20 protein-coding genes are annotated in these 22,050 nt (G+C 67.9%); 9 read left to right on the top strand and 11 right to left on the bottom strand.

Annotated elements, in window-relative coordinates; translation table 11 throughout:
- Positions 1 to 13 precede the first annotated feature (13 nt).
- The 3 genes from VAR608DRAFT_RS09635 to VAR608DRAFT_RS09625 are packed head-to-tail and all read left to right on the top strand — an operon-like array spanning position 14 to position 3,047.
- Positions 14 to 1,246, top strand: a complete 1,233-nt coding sequence (locus VAR608DRAFT_RS09635) for a styrene monooxygenase/indole monooxygenase family protein (protein ID WP_088953870.1) — start codon at positions 14 to 16, stop codon at positions 1,244 to 1,246.
- Complete coding sequence (locus VAR608DRAFT_RS09630) at positions 1,243 to 1,803, top strand: flavin reductase family protein (protein WP_088953869.1); 561 nt, start codon at positions 1,243 to 1,245, stop codon at positions 1,801 to 1,803. Before VAR608DRAFT_RS09635 ends, VAR608DRAFT_RS09630 begins: the two co-directional genes overlap by 4 nt.
- Positions 1,800 to 3,047 (top strand): dienelactone hydrolase family protein, encoded by a 1,248-nt coding sequence (locus VAR608DRAFT_RS09625; protein ID WP_088953868.1) that lies wholly within the window; start codon positions 1,800 to 1,802, stop codon positions 3,045 to 3,047. The genes VAR608DRAFT_RS09630 and VAR608DRAFT_RS09625 overlap by 4 nt, the downstream gene beginning before the upstream one ends.
- 29 nt (positions 3,048 to 3,076) lie before the next feature.
- Here the strand turns inward: VAR608DRAFT_RS09625 and VAR608DRAFT_RS09620 are convergent, their stop codons facing one another.
- The 9 genes from VAR608DRAFT_RS09620 to gnd all read right to left on the bottom strand — a co-directional run bounded on the left by VAR608DRAFT_RS09620 (position 3,077) and on the right by gnd (position 15,582).
- The gene (locus VAR608DRAFT_RS09620) at positions 3,077 to 3,670 is read right to left on the bottom strand and encodes a hypothetical protein (RefSeq protein WP_088953867.1); all 594 of its coding nucleotides are present in this window, start codon (positions 3,668 to 3,670) and stop codon (positions 3,077 to 3,079) included.
- 2 nt (positions 3,671 to 3,672) lie between these two features.
- Positions 3,673 to 4,065: an FHA domain-containing protein gene (locus tag VAR608DRAFT_RS09615; protein ID WP_088953866.1), complete on the bottom strand. Its 393-nt coding sequence runs from the start codon at positions 4,063 to 4,065 to the stop codon at positions 3,673 to 3,675.
- A gap of 133 nt (positions 4,066 to 4,198) precedes the next feature.
- A complete protein-coding gene (locus tag VAR608DRAFT_RS09610; protein WP_088953865.1) occupies positions 4,199 to 4,573 on the bottom strand; it encodes a response regulator transcription factor in 375 nt (124 codons plus the stop codon).
- Between the two features lie 52 nt (positions 4,574 to 4,625).
- The gene (locus VAR608DRAFT_RS09605) at positions 4,626 to 5,264 is read right to left on the bottom strand and encodes a response regulator transcription factor (protein WP_088953864.1); all 639 of its coding nucleotides are present in this window, start codon (positions 5,262 to 5,264) and stop codon (positions 4,626 to 4,628) included.
- Between the two features lie 58 nt (positions 5,265 to 5,322).
- On the bottom strand, positions 5,323 to 7,161 hold the full coding sequence (locus tag VAR608DRAFT_RS09600) for an ATP-binding protein (protein WP_088953863.1): 1,839 nt from the start codon (positions 7,159 to 7,161) through the stop codon (positions 5,323 to 5,325).
- A gap of 200 nt (positions 7,162 to 7,361) precedes the next feature.
- Positions 7,362 to 12,194, bottom strand: coding sequence for an NAD-glutamate dehydrogenase (locus VAR608DRAFT_RS09595; protein WP_088953862.1), 4,833 nt, complete (start codon positions 12,192 to 12,194; stop codon positions 7,362 to 7,364).
- A 119-nt stretch (positions 12,195 to 12,313) separates the two neighbouring features.
- The gene (gene tkt / locus VAR608DRAFT_RS09590) at positions 12,314 to 14,365 is read right to left on the bottom strand and encodes a transketolase (protein WP_088953861.1); all 2,052 of its coding nucleotides are present in this window, start codon (positions 14,363 to 14,365) and stop codon (positions 12,314 to 12,316) included.
- 18 nt (positions 14,366 to 14,383) lie between these two features.
- The gene (locus VAR608DRAFT_RS36895; RefSeq protein WP_157730780.1) at positions 14,384 to 14,557 is read right to left on the bottom strand and encodes a hypothetical protein; all 174 of its coding nucleotides are present in this window, start codon (positions 14,555 to 14,557) and stop codon (positions 14,384 to 14,386) included.
- Positions 14,554 to 15,582, bottom strand: coding sequence for a phosphogluconate dehydrogenase (NAD(+)-dependent, decarboxylating) (gene gnd, locus VAR608DRAFT_RS09585; RefSeq protein ID WP_088953860.1), 1,029 nt, complete (start codon positions 15,580 to 15,582; stop codon positions 14,554 to 14,556). Before gnd ends, VAR608DRAFT_RS36895 begins: the two co-directional genes overlap by 4 nt.
- A 204-nt stretch (positions 15,583 to 15,786) precedes the next feature.
- On the opposite strand from gnd, the gene VAR608DRAFT_RS09580 reads away from it, so the two are divergent.
- Together VAR608DRAFT_RS09580 and VAR608DRAFT_RS09575 are read left to right on the top strand one after the other, a co-directional pair.
- A complete protein-coding gene (locus tag VAR608DRAFT_RS09580; RefSeq protein WP_157730778.1) occupies positions 15,787 to 16,023 on the top strand; it encodes a hypothetical protein in 237 nt (78 codons plus the stop codon).
- Positions 16,024 to 16,266: 243 nt separating this feature from the next.
- Positions 16,267 to 16,872, top strand: a complete 606-nt coding sequence (locus VAR608DRAFT_RS09575) for a hypothetical protein (protein WP_088953858.1) — start codon at positions 16,267 to 16,269, stop codon at positions 16,870 to 16,872.
- A gap of 38 nt (positions 16,873 to 16,910) precedes the next feature.
- On the opposite strand, the gene VAR608DRAFT_RS09570 is transcribed toward VAR608DRAFT_RS09575, so the two are convergent.
- On the bottom strand, positions 16,911 to 17,924 hold the full coding sequence (locus VAR608DRAFT_RS09570) for a medium chain dehydrogenase/reductase family protein (protein WP_088953857.1): 1,014 nt from the start codon (positions 17,922 to 17,924) through the stop codon (positions 16,911 to 16,913).
- Here VAR608DRAFT_RS09570 and VAR608DRAFT_RS09565 point away from each other — a divergent pair.
- The 3 genes from VAR608DRAFT_RS09565 to VAR608DRAFT_RS09555 all read left to right on the top strand — a co-directional run bounded on the left by VAR608DRAFT_RS09565 (position 17,899) and on the right by VAR608DRAFT_RS09555 (position 20,342).
- Positions 17,899 to 18,660 (top strand): RNA polymerase sigma factor, encoded by a 762-nt coding sequence (locus tag VAR608DRAFT_RS09565; protein WP_088958700.1) that lies wholly within the window; start codon positions 17,899 to 17,901, stop codon positions 18,658 to 18,660. The genes VAR608DRAFT_RS09570 and VAR608DRAFT_RS09565 overlap by 26 nt on opposite strands.
- Positions 18,661 to 18,762: 102 nt before the next feature.
- Positions 18,763 to 19,380 carry an anti-sigma factor gene (locus VAR608DRAFT_RS09560; protein ID WP_157730774.1) on the top strand — a complete coding sequence of 206 codons (618 nt, stop codon included), beginning with the start codon at positions 18,763 to 18,765 and terminating at the stop codon, positions 19,378 to 19,380.
- Positions 19,381 to 19,385: 5 nt separating this feature from the next.
- Complete coding sequence (locus tag VAR608DRAFT_RS09555) at positions 19,386 to 20,342, top strand: caspase family protein (protein ID WP_088953855.1); 957 nt, start codon at positions 19,386 to 19,388, stop codon at positions 20,340 to 20,342.
- Positions 20,343 to 20,355: 13 nt separating this feature from the next.
- Here VAR608DRAFT_RS09555 and VAR608DRAFT_RS09550 read toward each other — a convergent pair whose 3' ends face one another.
- Positions 20,356 to 21,315 carry an alpha/beta fold hydrolase gene (locus VAR608DRAFT_RS09550; protein ID WP_157730772.1) on the bottom strand — a complete coding sequence of 320 codons (960 nt, stop codon included), beginning with the start codon at positions 21,313 to 21,315 and terminating at the stop codon, positions 20,356 to 20,358.
- Positions 21,316 to 21,461: 146 nt separating this feature from the next.
- On the opposite strand from VAR608DRAFT_RS09550, the gene VAR608DRAFT_RS09545 reads away from it, so the two are divergent.
- Positions 21,462 to 22,034 (top strand): hypothetical protein, encoded by a 573-nt coding sequence (locus VAR608DRAFT_RS09545; protein ID WP_088953853.1) that lies wholly within the window; start codon positions 21,462 to 21,464, stop codon positions 22,032 to 22,034.
- Positions 22,035 to 22,050: the final 16 nt, after the last annotated feature.

Genomic DNA, 22,050 nt, shown 5'->3' with positions numbered 1-22,050 from the left:
AGGAGACAACAGCATGCGCAACATCCTCGTCGTCGGCGCCGGCCAGTCCGGACTGCAACTCGCCTTGGGCCTGCAGGCCAAGGGCTATGGCGTCACCGTCGTTTCAAACCGCACCCCGGAGGACATCCGGAACGGCAAGGTGATGTCCAGCCAGTGCATGTTCCACGACAGCCTGCAGCACGAGCGCGAGCGCGGCATCGCCTTCTGGGAGAAGGACTGCCCGCCGGTCGAAGGCATCTCCTTCACCGTGCCGCATCCCGAGCAGGCCGGCGTCAAGGCGCTGCACTGGAGCCATCGTCTCGACGGCATCGCCCAGTCGGTGGACCAGCGCGTGAAAGTGCCGGGCTGGATGGCCGAGTTCGCCAAGCGAGGCGGTCGGCTCGTGATCCGGGACGCCGGCATCGACGACCTGGAGCAATGGACGCTGGAACACGACCTGGTGATCGTCGCCGCCGGCAAGGGCGAGATCGCGAGGATGTTCGAGCGCGACGCGGCGCGCAGCCCCTACGACAAGCCGCAGCGCGCCCTGGCGCTGACCTACGTGCACGGCATGCGCCCGCGCGAGGAGCACAGCGCCGTCAACTTCAACCTGATGCCCGGCGTCGGCGAATACTTCGTCTTCCCGGCGCTCACCAACAGCGGACCGTGCGAGATCATGGTGTTCGAAGGCCTGCCGGGCGGGCCGATGGACTGCTGGCGCGACGTCCGGACCCCCTCCGAGCACCTGGCGCGCTCGCTGGAGATGCTGCGCCGCTTCCTGCCCTGGGAGGCGCAGCGCTGCACGCAGGTGGAGCTGACCGACGCCAATGGCATCCTTTGCGGCGCCTTTGCGCCCACGGTGCGTCGTCCGGTGGGCAGGCTGCCCAGCGGGCGCGTCGTGATGGGCATGGCCGACGCCGTGATGCTGAACGACCCGATCACCGGCCAGGGCTCCAATAACGCGGCCAAGTTCGCCCACGCGGTGGAGAAGGCGATCCTGGCGCACGGCAACGCGGCCTTCGACGCCGCGTTCATGCAGGACACCTTCGAGCGCTTCTGGGCCGGCTACGGCAGCCACGTGACCGGCTGGACCAACGCCATGCTGCAGCCGCCGCCCCTTCATGTGCTGCAACTGCTGGGCGCGGCGGCCGGCTCGCCGAGCGTGGCGCGCCGCATCGTCAATGGCTTCAACGACCCGACGGACTTCGCCAACTTCTTCATGGCTCCGGACAAGGCCGAGGCCTACCTCGCGCAGGTGGCAGCATGACACACGCTGATCCGATCGCGCTGCCGCCGCTGCAGGCGCTGCGGCGCACCGCCTGCCTGCCGCCGGCCGATTTCAAGCTGGCGATGCGGCGCCTGGCCGGCGCCGTCTGCATCGTCGCCACCACCGACGGCCAGCGCCTGACCGGCCTCACGGCAACGGCCGTCACCTCGCTGTCGGCGGAGCCGGCACGCCTGCTGGCCTGCATCAACCTCAAGGGCAGCACCTTCCGCTTCATCGCCGACAGCCGCCGCATGAGCATCAACCTGCTGGGCCAGTCCCACACCGATCTGGCGCAGCGCTTCGGCGGCGCCGGCCCGGGCACGGGCGAGCTCTTCGAAGATCATCGCTGGGACACGATGGCCACCGGTGCGCCGATTCTGCGCGATGCGCTGGTCGGCTTCGACTGCGTCGTCGACGAGATGATGGTCGCCCACAGCCATGCCGTGATGATCGGCGAGATCAAGGCCATCCAGATGCACCCCGGCAACCAGCCGCCACTGCTGTATGCGGAAGGCCGCTATACCACCGTGGCACCTCAAGGAGACTCAAGAACATGACCACCCCTCGAACCAGTTCCCGAACCCTGCGCGTGCGCGCCAGCGACGGCAGCGGTGAATTCGGCGCCTACCTCGCCGTCCCCGCCGGCGGCAAGGGGCCCGGAATCGTCCTCGCCCAGGAGATCTTCGGTGTCAACAAGACCATGCGCCAGGTGGCCGACTACTACGCCGAGGAAGGCTACGTGGTGCTGGTGCCCGACCTGTTCTGGCGCCAGGAGCCCGGTGTCGAGCTCGACGAAAGCCAGTTCGACCGCGCCCTGGCGCTCTACCAGGGCTTCGACGAGGCCCGTGGCGTACACGACATCCAGGCCGCGCTGGGCGCGCTGCGCGCCTGCCCCGAGTTCGCCGGCGGCGCCGGCGTGCTGGGCTTCTGCCTGGGCGGCAAGCTGGCCTACCTGGCGGCCTGTCGCACGGACGCCGACGTCGCGATCGGCTACTACGGCGTGGGCATCGAGCAGGCACTGGGCGAAGCCGACCGGCTGAACGGCAAGCCCCTGGTGCTCCACATCGCCGAGAAGGACGGCTTCTGCCCGCCCGAAGCACGCGAGGCCATCCTGAAGGCGCTGGGCGGGCGCGCCGGCGTGGAACTGTACGTCTACCCCGGCGTGGACCACGCCTTCGCGCGCGTGGACGGCGCGCACTACGACAAGCCTGCGGCGCTGATGGCGCACCAGCGCAGCATCGCCGCGTTCCGGCGCGTGCTCGGGCCGCACTACGACCTGTCGGCGCTGTGGGACAAGCACTGCGAGTACGAGTTCGCCACCCGCGACGTGGACGCCACCATGGCCACCATGGTGCCCGAGCCCTACGTGAACCACATCCCGACCATGACCGGCGGCGTCGGCCACACCATGCTGGCGCGCTTCTACCGGCACCACTTCGTCGATGCCAACCCGCCGGACACCACGCTGATTCCGCTGTCCCGCACCATCGGCGCCAGCCAGATCGTGGACGAACTTCTTTTCTGCTTCACCCACACCTGCGAGATCGACTGGATGCTGCCCGGCATTCCGCCCACGGGACGGCGGGTGGAGATTCCGCTGGTGGCGATCGTGAAATTCCGCGGTGACAAGCTCTACCACGAGCACATCTACTGGGACCAGGCCAGCGTGTTGGTGCAGATCGGCAAGCTGAACCCGGAGGGCCTGCCGGTGGCGGGCGTGGAGACGGCGCGCAAGCTGCTGGACGAAAACCGACCCTCCAACGCCCTGATGGCGAAATGGCCGTCTTCCGAGGGACGCTGAGCACTGGTGCGAAGACCCGCCCGCCTGGTTCAGGAATCGCCGTCTCGCGCCAGCCATCGACGCAGCCGGCTGCGCAGGCTTCGCGGGGCTGTTCCACGTCCAGCGGACAGTTCGCAGTCACGGTAGATCTCCCGCTCGCGCTCGAGACACCGGCCGAGCGCCGCCAGATTGCGCTCGTTGTAGGCCCACACGCCCCGGACCACGAAGTTGCCCGGCGCCACCGAATCCGACTGTGGGCTGATCGTGACGCCGTGCGCTCCGATGCGCTGCAGCAGTGCCGAGCGCGCGGAGGCGATCTTCATGCCGTCCTCGTAGGATGCGACTTCGCTTCCGAGGGAAAAGCTGACCGTCTGAACGGCGACGAAGCGCTCGGAGATGAAGGAGATGGCCTCGAGAAGCACCAAGGGATCGAAGTTCCGCTTCCCGCTCTTGACGAATTGCGTAGCGACGAACCGGGTGATGTGAACGTTGGTCCCACCATGGGTCACATGAACGGGATCGAGAGTTCCCAGATGAGCGATCCGGTCGTAGACGTGGATCGGTTCGCCGAGCGCGTAGGGCGCGAGATCCGGCCCGCTGCAACGCAGTTCTTCGAATGTCTGCACAGGACGCGCACCCTGCACAGTCAGCGCTTCTGGCCACCCAGGGGGGTCGCCGGTCCATCGATGTCGATCAACAGACCCGGGACCGTCAGGAGGCGCAACGCGTCTATCTGGCTGTATTCCTGGTCGACGGCAAGAAAGCGCATCTCGCACTCGCCGATCCTGATGCTGTCGCCGTTCGCCAGAACCTGCTCGGATCCGACCTTGACGCCGTTCAGGAACGTGCCGTTGCGGCTGCCGAGATCCTTCAGGGTCACGAACGCCGGCCCGACCGTGATGGACGCATGCACGCGGCTCACCTGGCTCACGTCGATGACGAGGTCGTTGATCGAGGCGCGCCCGATCTTCGTTTCGTGTGCCTTCAGCGAGACCTGCTTGGTCTTGCCGGGGTGCTCCATCAGGATTAGTTTCGGCATGCGCTCTCCCTGTCAAACGCCGAAAGCAGTGCTGCTCATGCGAATCCATTGTGGGTTTCGGGGTGTTCGCCGTCTACTTCCCGAAGGGGAAGGTGCGCCAGGGCGCCCTTGTCGATAGCCTGCCTTGCGGCAATCAGGTCGCCGTCAGGCGGCGAATGGCATCGAGAACCTGAGCGCCGGAATCGCTCTTGCGAAAGTAGGCCGCGCAGCCCGTGGCATGCGCGCTGGCGCGCGTCTCGGGATCGTCGTGCGCGGTGATGAAGATGAATGGAGAGTGCCCGCCTTGCGCGACCAGGCGCTGGGCGAGTGCGATGCCGGACATGCCGCCGAGCTGTACATCGAGCACCAGGCAATCGAACCGGGGCTGCTTCGTATCCGCGAGGAACGCCTCTGCCGACGCATAGGTGATCGGCTGTATGCCGGTCGCGCGCAGCAGCCGTCCAAGCGATCGGCAAAGGCTTTCATCGTCGTCGATGACGGCGACATGGATGGGGGTGTTGGTGCTCATCGGAGATCAGTGCGGGCACTGTCGGCGTCCCGGCGCCGGTCGTCTACTGCCCCTAAGGGAAGGTGAGCGGGTTGGCGGTCTGAACGCCTGCCTCCTGGGTGAGTTGCGCAAGTGCCGCGACGGATCGCACTCCCAGCTTGGCCATGATGGCCGTGCGGTGCAACTTCACGGTGCGCTCCGTGATGCCGAGGTCGCTGGCCATCTGCTTGTTGAGCCGCCCCCGCAGGACATGGGAGAGCACTTCGCGCTCGCGCGCCGAGAGCGCATCGAAGCGCTCGCGCAGCGCACGCCGCTGGGCCCTCGCCTCGCGTTCCTGCGCGTCGCGCGCCAGGGCGCGCCGCACCGCGTCGAGCAGTTGCTCCATGGGTGCGCGCTTTTCGAGGAAATCCTCCGCGCCGCCGCGCATCGCCCGCACGGTCGAGGCGATATCGCCCTGGCCGGTCAGAAAGAGCAGCGGCATCGGATTGGACGTCCGGACGAGCGCCGATTGCAGATCGAGTCCGTTCAAACCGGGCATCTGCAGATCGGCCACCACGCAGCCCGGCGCGTCGGCGGTGTTCTGCGCGAGAAAATCGCTCGCACACAGGAAGGTCTTCACCGCGAAGCCGCTGGCCCGCAGCAGTCGCGACGTGGCCGTGAGGAACGACACATCGTCGTCGACAAGGTGGACCGTGGGTAGGGTCACGTTCATTGGGTAACCTCCGTGCTCCGCACTGCGGTGCGAGCGCCTTCGGGCGGCCGGGCGGCGTTCATGCCGCGGCAACCTCCATCGCAACCGGCAGCGTGAAGCGAAGCCTCGCCCCGCCCCCGTCGAGATTCTCGGCCCACAATCGGCCGCCATGCGTCTCCACGAGGGTGCGCGAGATCGACAGGCCCATGCCCATTCCGGTCGGCTTGGTGGTGAAGAACGATCCGAAGACCTGCTCGAGTCGTTCGGCGGGGATGCCCAGGCCGTTGTCGCTCACGGCGATCTCGACCGCCCGCGCCCCATCGCGCACGGCGGGCACGGCGGTCACGGCGATGCGCCGGACCTTTCTGCCCGCCTCGTCGATCGAGTCCATGCCATTGGAGATCAGGTTGAGCAAGACCTGCTGAAGATGCACACGGTCGCCAAGCACCGGCGGCACGTCGTCCGCGATCTCCAGCGCCAGGCTCACCTGCCTGGCCGCGGCGTCGGGACGCGAGAGCGCCGCAACGTCGCCGAGGAGCTCGCCCACGTCGAGCGGCTGCATGTCGATGTGGCGGCGCCTGAGCAGCGCGCGCATGCGGTCGATGACCGCACCGGCACGTTGGTCGTCGGCGAGGATGTCGGCGACGATCGCGCGGATCTCGTCCAGGTCCGGCGAGGGCGCCTGCAGCAGGATCGACGCCGCCTCCGCATTGCGCAGGATCGCACCGAGCGGCTGGTTGATCTCGTGCGCCAGGGCCGAGGCGAACTGGCCCATCACCGAGACCCGCCCCGCGTGGACGATGTCGTGCTGCAGCTGCAGCAGCTCCTGCTCGGCCTGTTTGCGCGCGCTGCAATCGCTGCAGACGCCGCGCATGCGGATCGGCCGGTGACCAGTATCGAGGTCGACCCGGCCCTGCGCCGCAATCCAGCGGATCCGGCCGTCCGGCAGCATCAGGCGGAATTCCGATGCGTACTCGCCGCCATCCACTGCCGCCTTCGCCAGCGTCTGCCGGACGGCATCGCGATCATCGGGATGCAGTCTCATCAGCAGGCGTTCCTGGTCCAGCGCTTCCGTGGGAGCAAAGCCGAACAGCTCGCGCCACTTGTCGCTGGCCCAGAAGTCGCTGCGAGCGAATTCCCGGACCCAGATCCCCAGGTTCGCGGCATCGGCGGCGAGATTCATTCGCTGTTCGCTTTCGCGCAACTCGTGAACGAGCTGCGACGACCGGAGCACTTCTCGACTCACCTCGTACCCGATCAGGACGATGAAGCCGGCATAGAACAGCTTGATCGTGACAGGCGCCTCGATGACGCCCCAGAACAGGAGCGCGGCCTGTACCAAGGCAGCGATCAGCATCACGGCAAGCATGCCTCCGACCCTGAGCGCGGTACGCCTGTTGCCGCGACGCCAGGCGGTGAGGCTGGCGTCGGCCACATAGATCAGAACCAGGAGCGCGCCGAGCTGCCCGACCAGCATCCACGGGTTCGGCACGCCCACCGGCACCGAGACGGATTCGCCGAGGAACGGAATGCGTCGAAGTTCCGTGACCGCCTTGTAGTTGAGATTCTGTCCCGTCGTGAAATCGAGCAGCAGCGAGATGGTGCGCAGCCCGATCCCCCCCCATGCGAGCCACGGGCGGCCCGCGTTCAGGTACACGCGCACGAAGGGGACGAGCGACACGAGCAAGAGCCATACCGGCACATGGACCCACCTCAGTGCAGTGCCGAATTCTTCGGGCGTCTGCGCATGGATCATCCACAGGTCGCAGAACACGAAGCCCGTGGTCGCCACGGCCATGAGCGAAAAGAAGAAGTAGGGCCACGCCGTGCGATCCCTGACCCAGACCGGCAGGAGCACCCCGGCGAACGTGAGACACGCCGCCGCGATCATGGACCAGATGACGGTGATCCAGCTCACGGCGACACGCGGCCCGGCGGGCAGATCCGCGCGGCGAGATTCTTCAGGCCCCGCGCGGACGGGCCGACCCGGGCCGGGCCGGCTGAGGGATGCGACTGGCGGTCAACGGACATGTGCGTCTTCGATGTTGCGCCGGCGCATTTTCATTCCGGCGCGATGGAGAACAGTGCGACGACATTATCCAGTTCCAATGCCGGTTTCTACGCCAGCGCCCGCAACTCTCGCAAGGCCACCGACAGCATGGCGGCGTCCGGTGCCGCCACCGCACGCAGTTCGGTCATGAGCTGGGCGGCGCGCTCCAGCGTGCGGCCATTGGTCGCCTGCCACGCGTCCACCACGGTGTCGGGCGATTCGCCCTCCTCTTCGCGGTGGCCCGCCAGCACCGAGGCCGTGATCGAGCGCTGCAGCCCCGACAGGTCGTCCAGCATCGCACCCTTGGCCAGCATCTGCCAATGCGCATCGCCCGCCAGCGCCGCGATGCGGTCGCGCAGCCAGGGCAGGCCCAGGCGGTTGGCCAGGTCGAAGTAGATGGCGGCCGCGAGTTCCACCGGCCAGCGCGCGCTGCCGGCCAGCTCCGCGATGTCGAGCGCGGCATTGAGCGAATCGAAGGCCACCACCCGCTCGGCCAGTTCGCGCGGTACGCCGCCCGCGAGGTACTGGGCGACCGCCGCCTCGTTGCGGCCGCGCTCGTCGGCATCGAGCAACTTCGGCAGACGCGCCGACAAGGCCTCGACGTTGGGCCTGAAGCGGTCGATGGTGGACTGCATGTCCTCGGCCAGTCGCGGCGATCGCAGGAACCACTTGGTGGCGCGTTCGATCTGGCGGCTGACATCGATCAGCAGCCGGCTCTGGACCGCGTCTTCGACCTTGTTGTCCAGCGCATTGGCCGCCGCCCACAGCGGCACCATGCCGAAGATCTCGCGGCTGAGCAGATAGGCGCGCACCACTTCGAAGGGCCGCGCGCCCGTGGTCTCCACGAGCCGGTGGACCAGGGTGCTGCCCACCCGATTGATGGTGCTGTTCGTCACATGGGTCGCGATGATCTCCCGCCGCAGCGGATGCCGGGGCATCCAGCCCGCGAAGCGCTGGCGCAGCAAGGTCGGGAAGTAGCGCTCCAGCGCAGTGGCCACCCACGGGTCGTCCGGCAGCGGCGATCCGAGCAGCTCGTCGTAGAGCCAGATCTTGCTGTAGGCCAGCAGCACCGCGGCTTCCGGCGTCGCGAGGCCCTGGCCGGCCGCGCGGCGCTCGGCGATGGCCTCGTCGGTCGGCAGGAACTCGATGGCGCGGTTCAGGCGTTGCGATTTCTCGAGGAACTGCATGAAGCGCGCCTGCGCATCGAGCAGCTGCGGCGCAACGCGGTTGGTGACCGACAGGATCTGCGTCTGGAAGACGTTGTCGCGCAGCACGAGTTCGGCCACTTCGTCCGTCATCTCGGGCAGCAGCGTGTTGCGCTGCTTCTCGGTGAGCTCGCCTTCGGCCACCGGCAGTCCCAGCAGGATCTTGATGTTGACCTCATGGTCGGAGGTGTCCACGCCGGCCGAGTTGTCGATGGCGTCGGTGTTGATCCGCCCGCCGGCGCGCGCGAACTCGATGCGTCCGAGCTGGGTGCAGCCGAGGTTGCCGCCCTCGGCGAAGACCTTGCATCGCAGCTCGCGGCCGTCGACGCGCAAGGCATCGTTGGCGCGATCGCCCACCTGCGCATGGCTCTCGTGGCTGGCCTTCACATAGGTGCCGATGCCGCCGTTGTAGATGAGCTGCACCGGCGCCTTGAGGATCGCGTTGACGAGCTCGGTCGGCGTCAGCGCATCCACTCCGGCGCCGATCCCTAAAGCGGTCTTCACCTCGGGCGTCAGCGCGATCGACTTGGCCGCGCGCGGATGGATGCCGCCGCCTTCGGAGATCAGGCTCGTTTCGTAATCGGCCCACGAGGAGCGCGGCAGCCTGAACATGCGTTCGCGCTCGACGAAGGACTTCTCGGCATCGGGCGACGGGTCGAGGAAGATGTGGCGGTGGTCGAAGGCGGCCACGAGCCGGATGTGGCGCGACAGCAGCATGCCGTTGCCGAACACGTCGCCCGACATGTCGCCGATGCCGGCCACGGTGAAGTCCTGGCTCTGCGTGTCGATGCCCAGCTCGCGGAAATGCCGCTTGACCGACTCCCAGGCGCCGCGCGCCGTGATGCCCATGACCTTGTGGTCGTAGCCCACAGAGCCGCCGGAGGCGAAGGCATCGCCGAGCCAGAAGCCGTATTCGGCGCTGATGCCGTTCGCATAGTCGCTGAAGGTGGCCGTGCCCTTGTCGGCCGCGACCACGAGGTAAGGGTCGTCCTCGTCGTGGCGCCGCACGTCCACCGGCGGCACGATCGCGCCGCCCGCCCGGTTGTCGGTGATGTCGAGCAGGCCGCGCAGGTAGTCCTGGTAGCAGGCCACGCCTTCCTTCATGAAGGCATCGCGGTCGGCCGGCGACGGCGCGCGCTTGAGCACGAAGCCGCCCTTGGAGCCCACCGGCACGATCACGGTGTTCTTCACCATCTGCGCCTTCACCAGGCCCAGCACCTCGGTGCGGAAGTCCTCCGGCCGGTCGGACCAGCGAAGGCCGCCGCGCGCCACGCGCCCTCCGCGCAGGTGCACGCCCTCGAAGCGGGTGGAATAGACGAAGATCTCGAACATCGGCTTGGGTGCGGGCAGCTCCGGCACCTTGCTCGAATCGAACTTGAAGGACAGGAACCGGCGCCGCTCGCCGGCCGCATCGCGGCGCCAGAAGTTGGTGCGCGTGGTGGCCAGGACCAGGTCCAGGTAGCGGCGCAGCACGCGGTCTTCCGACAGGTTGGACACCTGCTCCAGCGCGGCCTCGATCTCGGCCACCTTGGCGAGCACGGCCGCCGGGTCGGCCGACTCCGGCGCGGGATCGAATCTGAGGCGGAACAGCGCCACGAGCTCGCGCGCGATGGCGGCATTGCTCACCAGCGTGGCCTCGATGAAAGCCTGCGACAGCGCGAAGCCGATCTGCTTCATGTACTTCGCATAGGCGCGCAGCACCACGATGTCATACGCCGGCAGGCGCGCCGCCAGCACCAGGCGGTTGAAGTCGTCGTTCTCGACGCCGCCCATGTAGACGGCGCCGAAGGCTTCCTCGAACACCGGGCGCAGCGCGTCGACGTCGGGGTCGGCCTCGCCCACGGCACTGGCGAGGCCGAAGTCGTGCACCCACATGACGGCGCCGTCGTGCGCCGCGATGCGGTGCGGATGCTCGTCCAGCACCCGCATGCCCAGATGCTCCATCATCGGCAGGCTGCTCGACAGCACCAGCGGCGCGCCGCGCACGACCAGCTTGAAGCGCAGCATGCCGGGCGCGGCTTCGAGCGGCTTGTACAGGTTCATGCCGAGCGGCCGCGTGTCGCCGAGTTGCTCGATGAGCTCGATGTCGTGCACCGCCATGCGCGCCGCGAACTCGTCGCGGTAGCCGGCCGGGAAGGCATTGCCGTACTGACGCAGCAGCGCATTGCCGCGCGCCTCGCCGGTCGCCTCGACAAGGGCCGACTTCAGTTCGTCCTCCCAGCGGCGCGCGGCGGCCACCAGGCGCTGCTCGAGCTCGCGCACGTCGTAGGGCGGAATGCCCCCGGGGCGGGTGCGCACCGTGATCTGGATGCGCGCGAGCATCGATTCGGACAGGTGCACGTTGAACTCGGAGCCCGCGCCATTGAAGACCTGCTCCAGGATGACCTGCCACTTCTGCCGCAGGGCCGTGGTGTAGTTCTCGCGCGGTGCATAGATCATGCACACGACGAAGCGCTCGTAGGGCTCGCGCCGCACGAAGAGGCGAAAGCGCTGCCGCTCCTCGAGGTGCAGCACGCCCATCGCGGTGGCCAGCAGTTCGTCGCCACCGGTCTGGAAGAGCTCATCGCGCGGATAGGTCTCCAGGATGTTCACGAGCGCCTTGCCCGAGTGGCTCGCGGGCGGCAGGTCCGCGCGCGCGAGCACGTCGGCGACCTTCTTGCGCAGCAGCGGGATGTCCAGCGGACTCGCGCTGTAGGCGGTGTGCGTGAAAAGGCCGAGGAAGCGGTCCTCGCCCGTGACCTGGCCCTTGGCATCGAAGCGCTTCACGCCGATGTAGTCGAGGTAGCCTGGCCGATGCACGGTCGAGCGCGAGGTCGACTTCGTGATGATCAGCAGATTGGGCAGCCGTGCCTGCGCGCGCACCTGCGCCGGCAGCGCCGCGAACGCGGCGGCCGGATCCTTGACCGCCTCGCGCAGGACGCCCAGACCCGAGTCCGGTACCGCCTTGAGCGTGTCCTCGCCGTTCCGGCTCACGAGGTCGTGGCTGCGATGGCCGAGGAAGGTGAAGTTCCCGGCGGCCAGCCAGCGCAGGAAGGCAAGGTCCTCGGCGAGCTCCTGGGCCGGAACGGGCAGGGACTGCGTCTCGAGCTGCGCGACGATGTCCAGCACGCGCTGCTGCATCTTCTGCCAGTCGGCAACGGCCTCGCGAACGTCGCCCAGCACGCGCGACAGGTCCGCGGCCAGCGCCTCGAACTGCGCGGCATCGGCCATGCGGTCGACTTCCACGTGGATGAAGGATTCGCGCGGCGCATCGGCAGCACCGACCTCCACGAGCTGCCCCTGCGCGTCGCGCTTCACGCCGATGAGCGGGTGGATGATCAGGTGCAGCGTCAGGCCATGGCGGTTGACCTCCATGGTCACCGAGTCGACCAGGAAGGGCATGTCGTCATTGACGATTTCGACGATCGTGTGGGTCGACTGCCAGCCGTGCTCCGAGATGTTCGGATTGAACACGCGCACCTTGATCTTGCCCGGCTCCCGCTTGCGCGCGAAATTCCAGTGCGACAGCGCTGCGCCGTACAGGTCGGCCGGCTGGCGTTCGGCCAGGTCCTCCGGGTCGACCTGCCCGAAGTACTGCCGCACGAAGACGCCCAGCTGCTGCGCAGCGGCGGCATCGCCCACCTTGTCCTCGATCATCCGAACCACTTCGCCCAGACGCTCGTCCGTGCGCCCGGCCCCTGTTGCCTTCTTCAACATGGTCTTGTCTCCTTCGTCGGTTCCGCCGAATTCGACAATCTACATCCGCAACGTGTCAAGGCGTGCTAGGGCTGCTCCCGCAGGCAGCCCCCGGGGGCCGGTCCTGGCAAACGGCACTTTCAGGCTGCGAGAAGCGCCTTGGCTCGCGCGACGACCCTGTCGACCGTGAAGCCGTACTTCTCGAGCAGCACCCCCGCCGGCGCCGACGCACCGTATCGGTCGACACCGAGCATGTCGCCGCGCAGGCCGACATAGCGATCCCAGCCTTGGCGCACGCCGAGTTCCACTGCGAGGCGGGCCGTGACCTGCGGCGGGAGCACCTCGTCGCGATAGCCCTGGGGCTGCATTTCGAACAGATCCCAGCTCGGCATCGACACGCAGCGCACCGCCACGCCTTCGGCGCCGAGGCGGTCGGCGGCAGCGAGGATGAGGCCGACCTCGGAGCCGCTGGCCATCAGGATCAGCGATGGCAGCGCCGGGCCGGCGTCGCAGAGGACGTAGGCGCCTCGCCGCACGCCTTCGGCGCCCGCGTACCGGCCACGGTCGAGCGTGGCGACGTCCTGCCGCGTCAGCGCCAGCAGCACCGGCCGGTCGCGCGCCTCGACCGCGATCTTCCACGCGATCGCGGTCTCGTTGGCATCGGCCGGGCGCAGCAGCGTCAGGCGAGGGATCGCGCGCAGGCTGGCGAGTTGCTCGACCGGCTGGTGCGTCGGTCCGTCCTCGCCCAAGGCCAGGCTGTCGTGCGTGAAGACGTGGACGACGTGCAGGCCCATGAGTGCGGCCAGGCGGATCGGCGGCCGCATGTAGTCGGAAAAGATCAGGAAGGTCGAGCCGTAGCCGATGAAGCCGCCGTGCGCCGCCAGACCGTTGACGATCGCGCCCATCGCGTGCTCGCGAACACCGAAGTGGATGTTGCGGCCCGCATGACTCCAGCCGCCGCCGCCGGAGCCCTCGCTGTCCTTGTTCGGGGCCAGCGGCGGGTTGAAGTCGCCCTGCCCCTTCATCGCGGTGTGCGTCGACGGATCGAGGTCGGCCGAGCCGCCCATGAGCGCCGGCAGCTTCGGCGCCAGGGCGTTGAGCACCTTGCCGCCGGCCACGCGGGTCGCCATGCCCTTGGCATCGGCGGCGAACACCGGGACGTCGGCGTCCCAGCCGCCCGGCAACTCGCCCTGCAGGCGCCGCTGCAGTTCGAGCGCCAGCTCGGGAAGCGCCTGCCCATACGCCGCCATGCGCGCGTTCCAGTCGGCCTCCGCAGCCGCGCCGGCCCCCAGCGCTTCGCGGAACCGGGCCAGCGCGGGCGCGGGCACCAGAAACGGCGGCTCGACCGGCCAGCCGAGCGTCTCCTTGGTCTTCTTGACGTCGGCGACGCCGAGCGGCGAACCGTGCGCCTTGAAGCTGTCCTGCTCGGGCGAGCCGAAGCCGAGGTGGGTGCGAACGAGGATCAGCGACGGCCTCGTCGCGTCGGCGCAGGCCGTGGCGAGCGCCGCGTCGATCGCCTGCAGCTCGTTGCCGTCATCGACGCTCAGCACCTGCCAGCCGTAGGCCTCGAAGCGCCCGGCGCGATCCTCGGTGAAGGTCATGTCGGTGCCGGCAGAAAGCGTGACCGAGTTGTCGTCGTAGAGGCAGACCAGCTTGCCGAGCTTCAGGTGGCCCGCCAGCGACGCCGCCTCGGAAGCGACGCCTTCCATCAGGTCGCCGTCGCTGGCGATCGCCCAGGTGCGGTGGTCGACGATCCGGTGGCCGCCCTGGTTGTAACGTGCTGCCAGCTGCGCCTCGGCGATGGCCATGCCGACCGCGTTGGCGAAGCCCTGGCCGAGCGGGCCGGTGGTGACTTCGACGCCCGCCGTGTGGCCGCGCTCCGGGTGCCCCGGCGCCTTGCTGCCCCACTGCCGAAAGCGCTTGATGTCGTCGATCGACAGCTCGTAGCCGGTCACGTGCAGCAGGGCATAAAGCAGCGCCGAGCCATGCCCGGCCGAGAGCACGAAGCGGTCGCGGTCGGGCCACTGCGGGTTCGAGGGGTTGTGCTTCATGTAACGCGTCCACAACACGTAGGCCATCGGCGCGGCGCCGAGCGGCAGCCCGGGGTGGCCGCTGTTGGCCTGCTGCACCATGTCGACCGCGAGGAAGCGCAGCGTGTCGATGCATAGCTGATCCAGCGTCGTCGCTGTCATGGGAAGGCCTCGATTCGTTCAGGCGATGGGCGGCGTGGTCGAGGCCGTCTTGTCGGCAATCCCGTCGAGCAGGCTCTTCCACGACTTGGCGAAGGCATCGGCGCCTTCCCGCTGCAGCCGCTCGGCAAGCGCGGCATCGTCGATGCCGCGGGCGCGGAATTCGGCGATGACCGATTCGGCGTCGACATTCATGTCGTCTCCGGTCCGAATCTTTTCTCGACGTGCCCCCCGAACTCGTTGCGCATCGCCGAGAGCACCTGGTTGGCGAAGCCGGCCTCGCCGCGGGACGTGAAGCGCTGGTAGAGCGCCGCGCTCAGCACGGGTGTCGGCACCGCCTCGTCGATCGCCGCTTCGACGGTCCAGCGGCCCTCGCCCGAATCGGAGACGCGGCCGCTGTAGGCCGCGAGCTCGGCGTCCTTCTGCAAGGCGTTCGCCGTCAGGTCGAGCAGCCACGAGCCGATCACGCTGCCCCGCCGCCAGAGCTCGGCGATCTCGGGCAGCTTCAGGTCGTACTGATAGAACTCAGGGTGGCGCAGTGGTGTCGTCTCGGCGTCGACGCTGCGGTCGCGCGTGCCGACGTTGGCGTTCCTGAGGACGCCGAGGCCCTCCGCATACGCAGCCATGAGCCCGTATTCGATGCCGTTGTGGACCATCTTGACGAAGTGGCCGGCGCCGTTCGGGCCGCAATGCAGGAAGCCCTGTTCGGCCGGCGCCGGCTCGCCCGAGCGGCCGGGCGTTCGCGGCGCCGCGTCGACGCCCGGCGCCAACGCGGCGAAGATCGGCCTCAGGCGCTCGACCACGTCGGCCGCGCCGCCGATCATCAGGCAATAGCCGCGCCCCTGGCCGGCGATGCCGCCGCTGGTGCCGACGTCGATGTAGTGAAGGCCCGATCCGCGGAGCAGCTCGGCGCGCCGGATGTCGTCGCGGTAGTAGGAATTGCCCCCGTCGATGACGATGTCCCCCGCATCGAGATGCGGCATCAGCTGTTCGAGCCCGGCGTCCACAGCCGCCGCCGGCACCATCAGCCAGACGGCGCGCGGACGCTCCATCTTCGCTGCCAGTTCGGCGAGCGACGCGGCGCCCTTCGCGCCCTCGTTCTGCAACGCCGCCACCGCCGCCGCCTGCATGTCGTGGACGACGCACTCGTGGCCTTTCGCCAGAAGCCGCCGCACCATGCTGGCTCCCATTCGGCCGAGGCCAATCATCGCGAGTTGCATGATTGATCTCCTTTGGATCGAACGAACCAAGCTTCAGGCCGGGCATGGCCGGCGTCGCGACGGACGCGGCCTCGCTTTCGTGTCGGAGGCGGAGCACGCGCACAACGACGCCCCGATCCGGATCGCCCCTCCTCCGAATTGATGAGGCATCGGCTGTCCGATCGGCTCGCGTCCGAGGCACACTGGGCGACAGAGATCAAGACCATGTCGAACGACCTTCCACCCAGTCACCAAATCCTGAACGCCGCGCGCGATGCCAGTGGGGGCGACATCGCGCGGGCGATGCGCTGGTATCGCACCGAGCCGATCGTTCCGCTGGACTACAAGACCGCTGAAAGGCTGGTTGCCGAAGGCCGTGCGGCCGACGTGCTCCGCGCGATGAGATGCTCGGAGGTCGGCCTCACCGGGTGGCCCTTCAGGAATCGGGAAAGGCTGGCCTGAGCGGGTCGCTAGAGGCCGACCCTCTGGTATTGCTCGACCTGGCACCCATAGGTGCCTGGCTGCATTGAACACACCGAATACGAATAGCCCCGTGACGGGCCACTCGCGCAGCCGGCCACGACGAGACACACGAGCATTGCGCTCGCCAACTTGAACATGGTTCCTTTCGCTTTCAAGTCCGCATTCCCGCTCGAGCTGATACATTGCAACCGATTCAGACTTGCAATCCTCCGGAGCCAAGCCATGACCGCAGACCCATCCACGCGACAGGCGATCGAACAACTGTTGGGCATCGTGGAGGCCATGGTGGCGGATGGCGACCTGGATGATCTCGAGATCGAGTTTCTCGGCGCGTGGCTTGCCGAGAACTCCAGCCTCGCGCGCGTCTGGCCTGGCAGTGCGATCCGCAGCGCGATCGAGACTGTCATGGCGGATGGGCATGTCAGCGAAGAAGAGCGCGCCTATCTGCTGACGACACTCAGCCAGTTGGCGCGAGGAGATTTCGCGGCGGACGGTAAGAAAGGCTCGGCTGAACTGGCGCTTCCGTTGGACGACGAGATCGAGATCACGCTGCGCGATTCGCTGGTCTGCCTGGCGGGCGAGTTTCTCCATGGAACGAAGGCTGCATGCGAGCGGCTTCTGGAGCGGGTCGGCGGCTGGCCCGTGCGGGCAGTCAGCAGGGATGTCCGCTACCTGGTCATCGGGTCCAAGGTGTCGCCGAACTGGGCCCAGACACCCGACGGAAAGACGATCAAGGACGCGCTGGCGCTGCGGCAGGCCGGACACGCGATTGCGGTCATTTCAGAACGGCGCTGGCTCGAAAGCCTTGCGCAAGGAGCGGCACCTTGACTGCTTGCATGGCAGCGAGGGATGTCCTCGAAGCAGTCTCAGGTCGGGCATAGCACGAGCTTGCCCTCCAGGCCCCCCGCCTCGAGACGGCGGTGCGCATCGGCAACCTGTTCGAAGGAGATACGCTCGGCGACGCGAGGATGGATGGCGCGCGTTGCCAGCAATTCGAAAAGCCGCGCCAGGTCTTCGCGGAACCAGAGGGGATGCCGTGCGCGCATCACGTTGATCGAATAGAAAGCGGCGCGCTTGCTGCCGGGCAGCCAGCTCCAGAGATACAGGCGCGCGATCCACGTCAACAGGGCAAGCATGCCCCGCTGCGCCTGGACTCCCGCCGAGTAGCCATAGGCACAGAGGAATCCCCCGGGGGCGAGCGCGGCGAATGACCTGCGATAGCCGTCCTCGCCGATGCCATCCAGCACCACGTCGAAGCCGCCCGGCAGCACCTGCGTGAAGTCTTCGCGCTCGTAGTCGATCGGCGTGGCACCCAGTTCCCGGATCAGTGCCGCATGCTCGCCGCGTGCGGCGCCCCAAAGCTCGACGCCCGCGAGCTTCCCCAGGACAAGCAGCGCCTGGCCAACGGCACCGGCAGCGCCATGCACGAGCACGCGCTGGCCTCGCTGGACCCGGGCCGCGCGGTGCAGGAGCTGGTAGGCGGTCGTCCAGCTCAGGACCAGCGTCGCCGCCTCCGCGGCGTCGAGGCCCGCGGGCACCCGAGTCAGGTCACGGGCCCGAAGCGTGCGATACGCGGCGTTGGACCCGACGACCGTCATGTCCGCCACGCGCTCGCCAAGCTGGATTCCGGCGACGCCGTCGCCGAGCTGGTCGACCTCTCCGACGAGGTCATATCCCAGTGCGAACGGTGGCCGAAGGCGTGAAGTCTGTGGGTAGAGGTGGCGCCGGATCAGTACATCCGTGTACTCCAGGCCCGAGGCGAGCACGCGAACCCGCACTTCGCCGGGGCCGGCGGTCGGCATGGAGGCTTGCACCACCTCCAAGCCGTCGGGACCGCCGAAGCGGCTGACCTGAATGACCCGGTTGCGCGGCTCGCTCATGGCTGGAACCCCAATATGCCTCGACAGTGTGGCGCCCCCCGTCCCAAGGCGCTGTGATCTCGGTCAAAGACTTGGGCGAATCGACCTGATCGGGCAGAAACCTTATATTTCGTTACCGTCACTGCACCGCCCCGCCCGCATGGACAACGACGAGGTCAACCAGCTGCTGGCACGCATCGGCCGCGAAGACCAGGCAGCGTTTCGTCAGCTCTACAAGGCGTTCAGCCGCAAGGTGTACGCGTATGTGCTCAACATGCTGGGCGACCACGCACGAGCCGAGGAAGTCCTGGCGGACTCCTTTTACGAGGTCTGGCGCCACCCGGAGCGCTTTCGCGGCGATTCGCAGTTCTCCACGTGGCTGATCGGAATCGCGCGCAGGAAGGCGCTGATGGTCTATCGCGCGCGCCGCCCCGACGAGGTGCATGGAGATCTCGAAGACATCGCCGAGACCGCCGCCTCCGACACGCCGGACGGCTATGCGGAGCTGGCCGGCAAGCAACGGCGCGAAGGCGTGCAACTTTGCATGGGCAAGCTGTCGGACGAACATCGCGAGTGCCTGCACCTGGTGTTCTACGAGGGCATGAGCCTGGCTGAGGTGGCAGAGGTGCAGAACTGTCCCGAGGGCACCGTCAAGACGCGCCTTTTCCACGCCCGCCAGAAGATCAAGAATTGCCTGCAGGCGCTGCTGCGCAGTGAGGGCGGTGCCCCTGACGCCAGAGGCGCTCTCGCATCCTGAGGCTTCGGCGCACCTGGCCATCGCGCGAAAATTAAATTTGAACCGGAGGGCGATCTCGCGCAACCCAGAGCCGACACGGGCATGTCCCGGGAGCACGACATCATGAAAGAACGCTTCGAAGAACTACTTCCCTGGTACGCCAACGGCTCGCTGGGCGCCGAAGACCGCGCCTGGGTCGAGGCCTACATCGAACAGCACCCCGAGGCCCGCAGCGAGTTGGACTGGTATCGCTCGCTGCAGGCGCGGGTGCAGGAAAACGCCCCGGCCGTGCCGGCAACGATCGGCCTGGCCCGCACCATGCGCCTGATCCAGGGCGACCGCCCGACCCTGGCCGAGCGCATCAGCGCCTTTTTCGGCAACTTCGGCATGCGCCCGAGCTATGCGTTGGCCGCGCTGGCGGTCATGGTCGTGCAAGGTGGCGTGATCATGTCCCTGCTCGGCGACGCCCGCGACAGCGCCGACGAGATCCGCGCGCTGCACGCGGTTCAAGTCAACGAGGGCCCGATGCTGAAGATCAGCTTCGCGCCGGACGCCAGGGAGACCGACATCCGCATGCTGGTGGTCCAGGTGCATGGCGAACTGGCCGGTGGCCCTGGCCAGCTCGGCGACTACTACCTGCGTGTACCGGCCGGAAGCGAAGCGGCGGCGCTCGCCCAGGTCAAGGCCGCCCCGATCGTTCAGGCCGCCGCGCTCGCACCTGGCGTGCCGCCCCGGGAGTAGCCGACATGGCCACACTGCTGACCCGTCGTCTGCTGCTGCGCGGCGCGTTGGGTGCCGCAGCGCTGCCCTTCGGTCCCGCCATGAGCCGCCCGGCCGTTCCGAAGGCGAATACCGAAGCGCCGCTGCGCGAAGGTACTCCAATCAGCCGCCCGGCCGTTCCGAAGGCGAATACCGAAGCGCCGCTGCGCGAAGGTACTCCAATGAGCGCGGCGGCCGATCTCAACAGCGCCGGCTCGCGCATCGCCCTGGTGATCGGCAACGGCGCCTACCGCACTGCGCCCCTGAAGAACCCGCCGGGCGACGCCAGCGCCGTGGCGGCGGTGCTCCGAGGCCTCGGCTACGACGTGACCCTGCGCCAGAACACGCGGCTGCCGGACCTGATCGAATCGCTGCGCGAGTTTTCGGTTCGTGCGCCGAAGGCGGCGGTTCGCGTGTTGTTCTATGCCGGTCACGGGGTCCAGGTGAGGGGTCGCAACTACCTGGTGCCGATCGATGCCGATCCCCAGTCCGAAGAGGACATCCAGCGGCAAACCGCGGACGTCGGCGAGTTCGTCGACCGGCTCAGTGCCATCGGAACCGGCGCCAACATCGTGGTGCTCGACGCCTGCCGGGTGAACCCGTTCGCCGGTGGCGTCATCGTGGGCCCCGACGGACGGCGCCTGAAATTCCGCGGCGCGACGCCGGGTGGGCTGGCGACGCTCGATGCGCCCGTGGGCACGCTCGTGGCCTTCTCGACGGCGCCGAACGGCGTGGCGCTCGACAGCGCCAACAGCGAGCACAGCGTCTATGTGCGTCACCTGCTGGTCAACATGTCGATGCCAGGGCTGCAGATCGAGCAGCTCTTCAAGCGGGTGCGTATCGGCGTGGCCGAAGACACCGGCCGCGTGCAGGTGCCCTGGGAGTCCTCGAGCCTGACCGCCGACTTCTGCTTCAAATCGAACGACAAGGGACGCTGCGGCTGAGCCGGATCACCGCTCATGCATGGTCCTCGATGAAGCGCTCGAGCTCGCTGGCGAAGCGCAGCGACTCGCTGACATGCGGCGAATGGCCGGCACGCGGGAAGATCGAAATCTGCGCGTGCTTCACCGTGTCGCGATACCAGGCATCGAGCGGCACGCCGGCGTAGTGCGGGCTGCGCGCCCCGAGCACGACGAGCAGCGGCGCGTCGAGGCGCGACAGCGAAGCGCGGAAGTCGGCCTGCGCCATCGATTCGGCGAGGTCGAGCAGCGGCCTGACATCGATGCGTCCCAGTCGGCGGCGCAGCAGCCGTCCGAGCGCTGCTTCGACACTCAGCTGGCGCTGCACCCAGGCGCCTGCAAGCGCGCCGACCTCGTTCAGCAGTGTGCCGGCCAGATCCTGGCGCGCGCCGGCAATCAGCCCGGACAGCATCGCCGCGCTGCAGCCGCCGAACAGCCCGAGGCGCCAGCTGTCGTCCGTCACGATGCAGGGCGACTGATCGACCAGCGCCACCGCAGCGACTCGCTGGGTGCCATGCAGGTGCAGGTACTGCATCAGCGTCAGCGCGCCCATCGAGTGCCCGACCAGGATCGAACGCTGTAGCCCGAAGTGGTCGAGTGCCTCGGCCAGGTCGGTCGCGAGGCGCGCCAGCGTGATGCTGCCGTTCACCGACCGGCAACTGCCGTGCCCGCGTGCGTCCCAGGACAGCACGCAGTGGCGCCGCGCCAAGCGCCGGGCCACCGGCAACCAGTCGCGGTGCGTGCATCCGAACCCATGCACCAGGATCAGCGGCGACCCGCCGCCGAGCATCCACACGGGAACCACGTGGCCGTCACTGGCCGTGAAGCTTTCGTAGTCGCCCGCACCGGGCGTGCCGAGGCCCATCAGCCCGAAGTTCCGCAGCGCGTCGAAGACGCCGCGCAAGCCCGTCAGGCGTGGCGGCTTTGGAGGCGGATCAGGCGGCGCACTGTCGGGCATCGCGGGCGATCCTACCCCCGTGCGCCGTACGCCCGAAATCTCCTTGAACCGAATTCGGAAGCCCTGCAACCCATGGGCGGGAAGGCGAGCCATCCGGCAAGCCCGACCTCAACCTCAACCCCTGTCATCACTCTCTGGAGATCATCATGCAAATCGTTCGCAAAGCTTCCATCCTCATCGCCATCGGTTTCGCCTTCGGTGGCGCGATGGCCGGCGAAATCGACAACTCTACGGTGACGTCGACCAACGCCAACAACAGCTCGTCCGGCTTCCTGGCCTCGGCGCGTCAGAACATTGGCGTGTCGGAGCAGAACTCGAAGATCCAAGACAGCACGGTGACCGTCAACGGCGCCAACAACTCCGCGTCGGGCTTCCTGTCATCGGCGACGCAAAGCGTAGGCCACGCCGAAGGCAAGGGTCAGATCACCAGCAGCACGATCCAGGGCACGAACCTGAACAACTCTGCGTCGGGCTTCCTCGCCTCGGCCACGCAGGAAGTGGGTTTCGCCAAGGGCAACGGCGTGGTGAACAACTCGTTCGTGCAAGCCAATGACGCAAGCAACTCCGCATCCGGCTTCCTGTCCTCGGCCACCCAGCAGATCGGCGGCGCACAAGGCGACGGCAAGCTGGAAAACGCGACCATCATCGCCAACGGCTCCCACAACAGCGCAAGCGGCTTCCTGTCCAGCGCCGACCAGAGCATTGGCGTCGCCAAGTAAGACGAGCGCTGCACTC

This window comes from Variovorax sp. HW608, assembly GCF_900090195.1.
Taxonomy (GTDB): Bacteria; Pseudomonadota; Gammaproteobacteria; order Burkholderiales; family Burkholderiaceae_C; genus Variovorax.
Note: the sequence above shows the minus strand (reverse complement) of the source record. Positions and strands in the feature narration are given on the sequence as shown.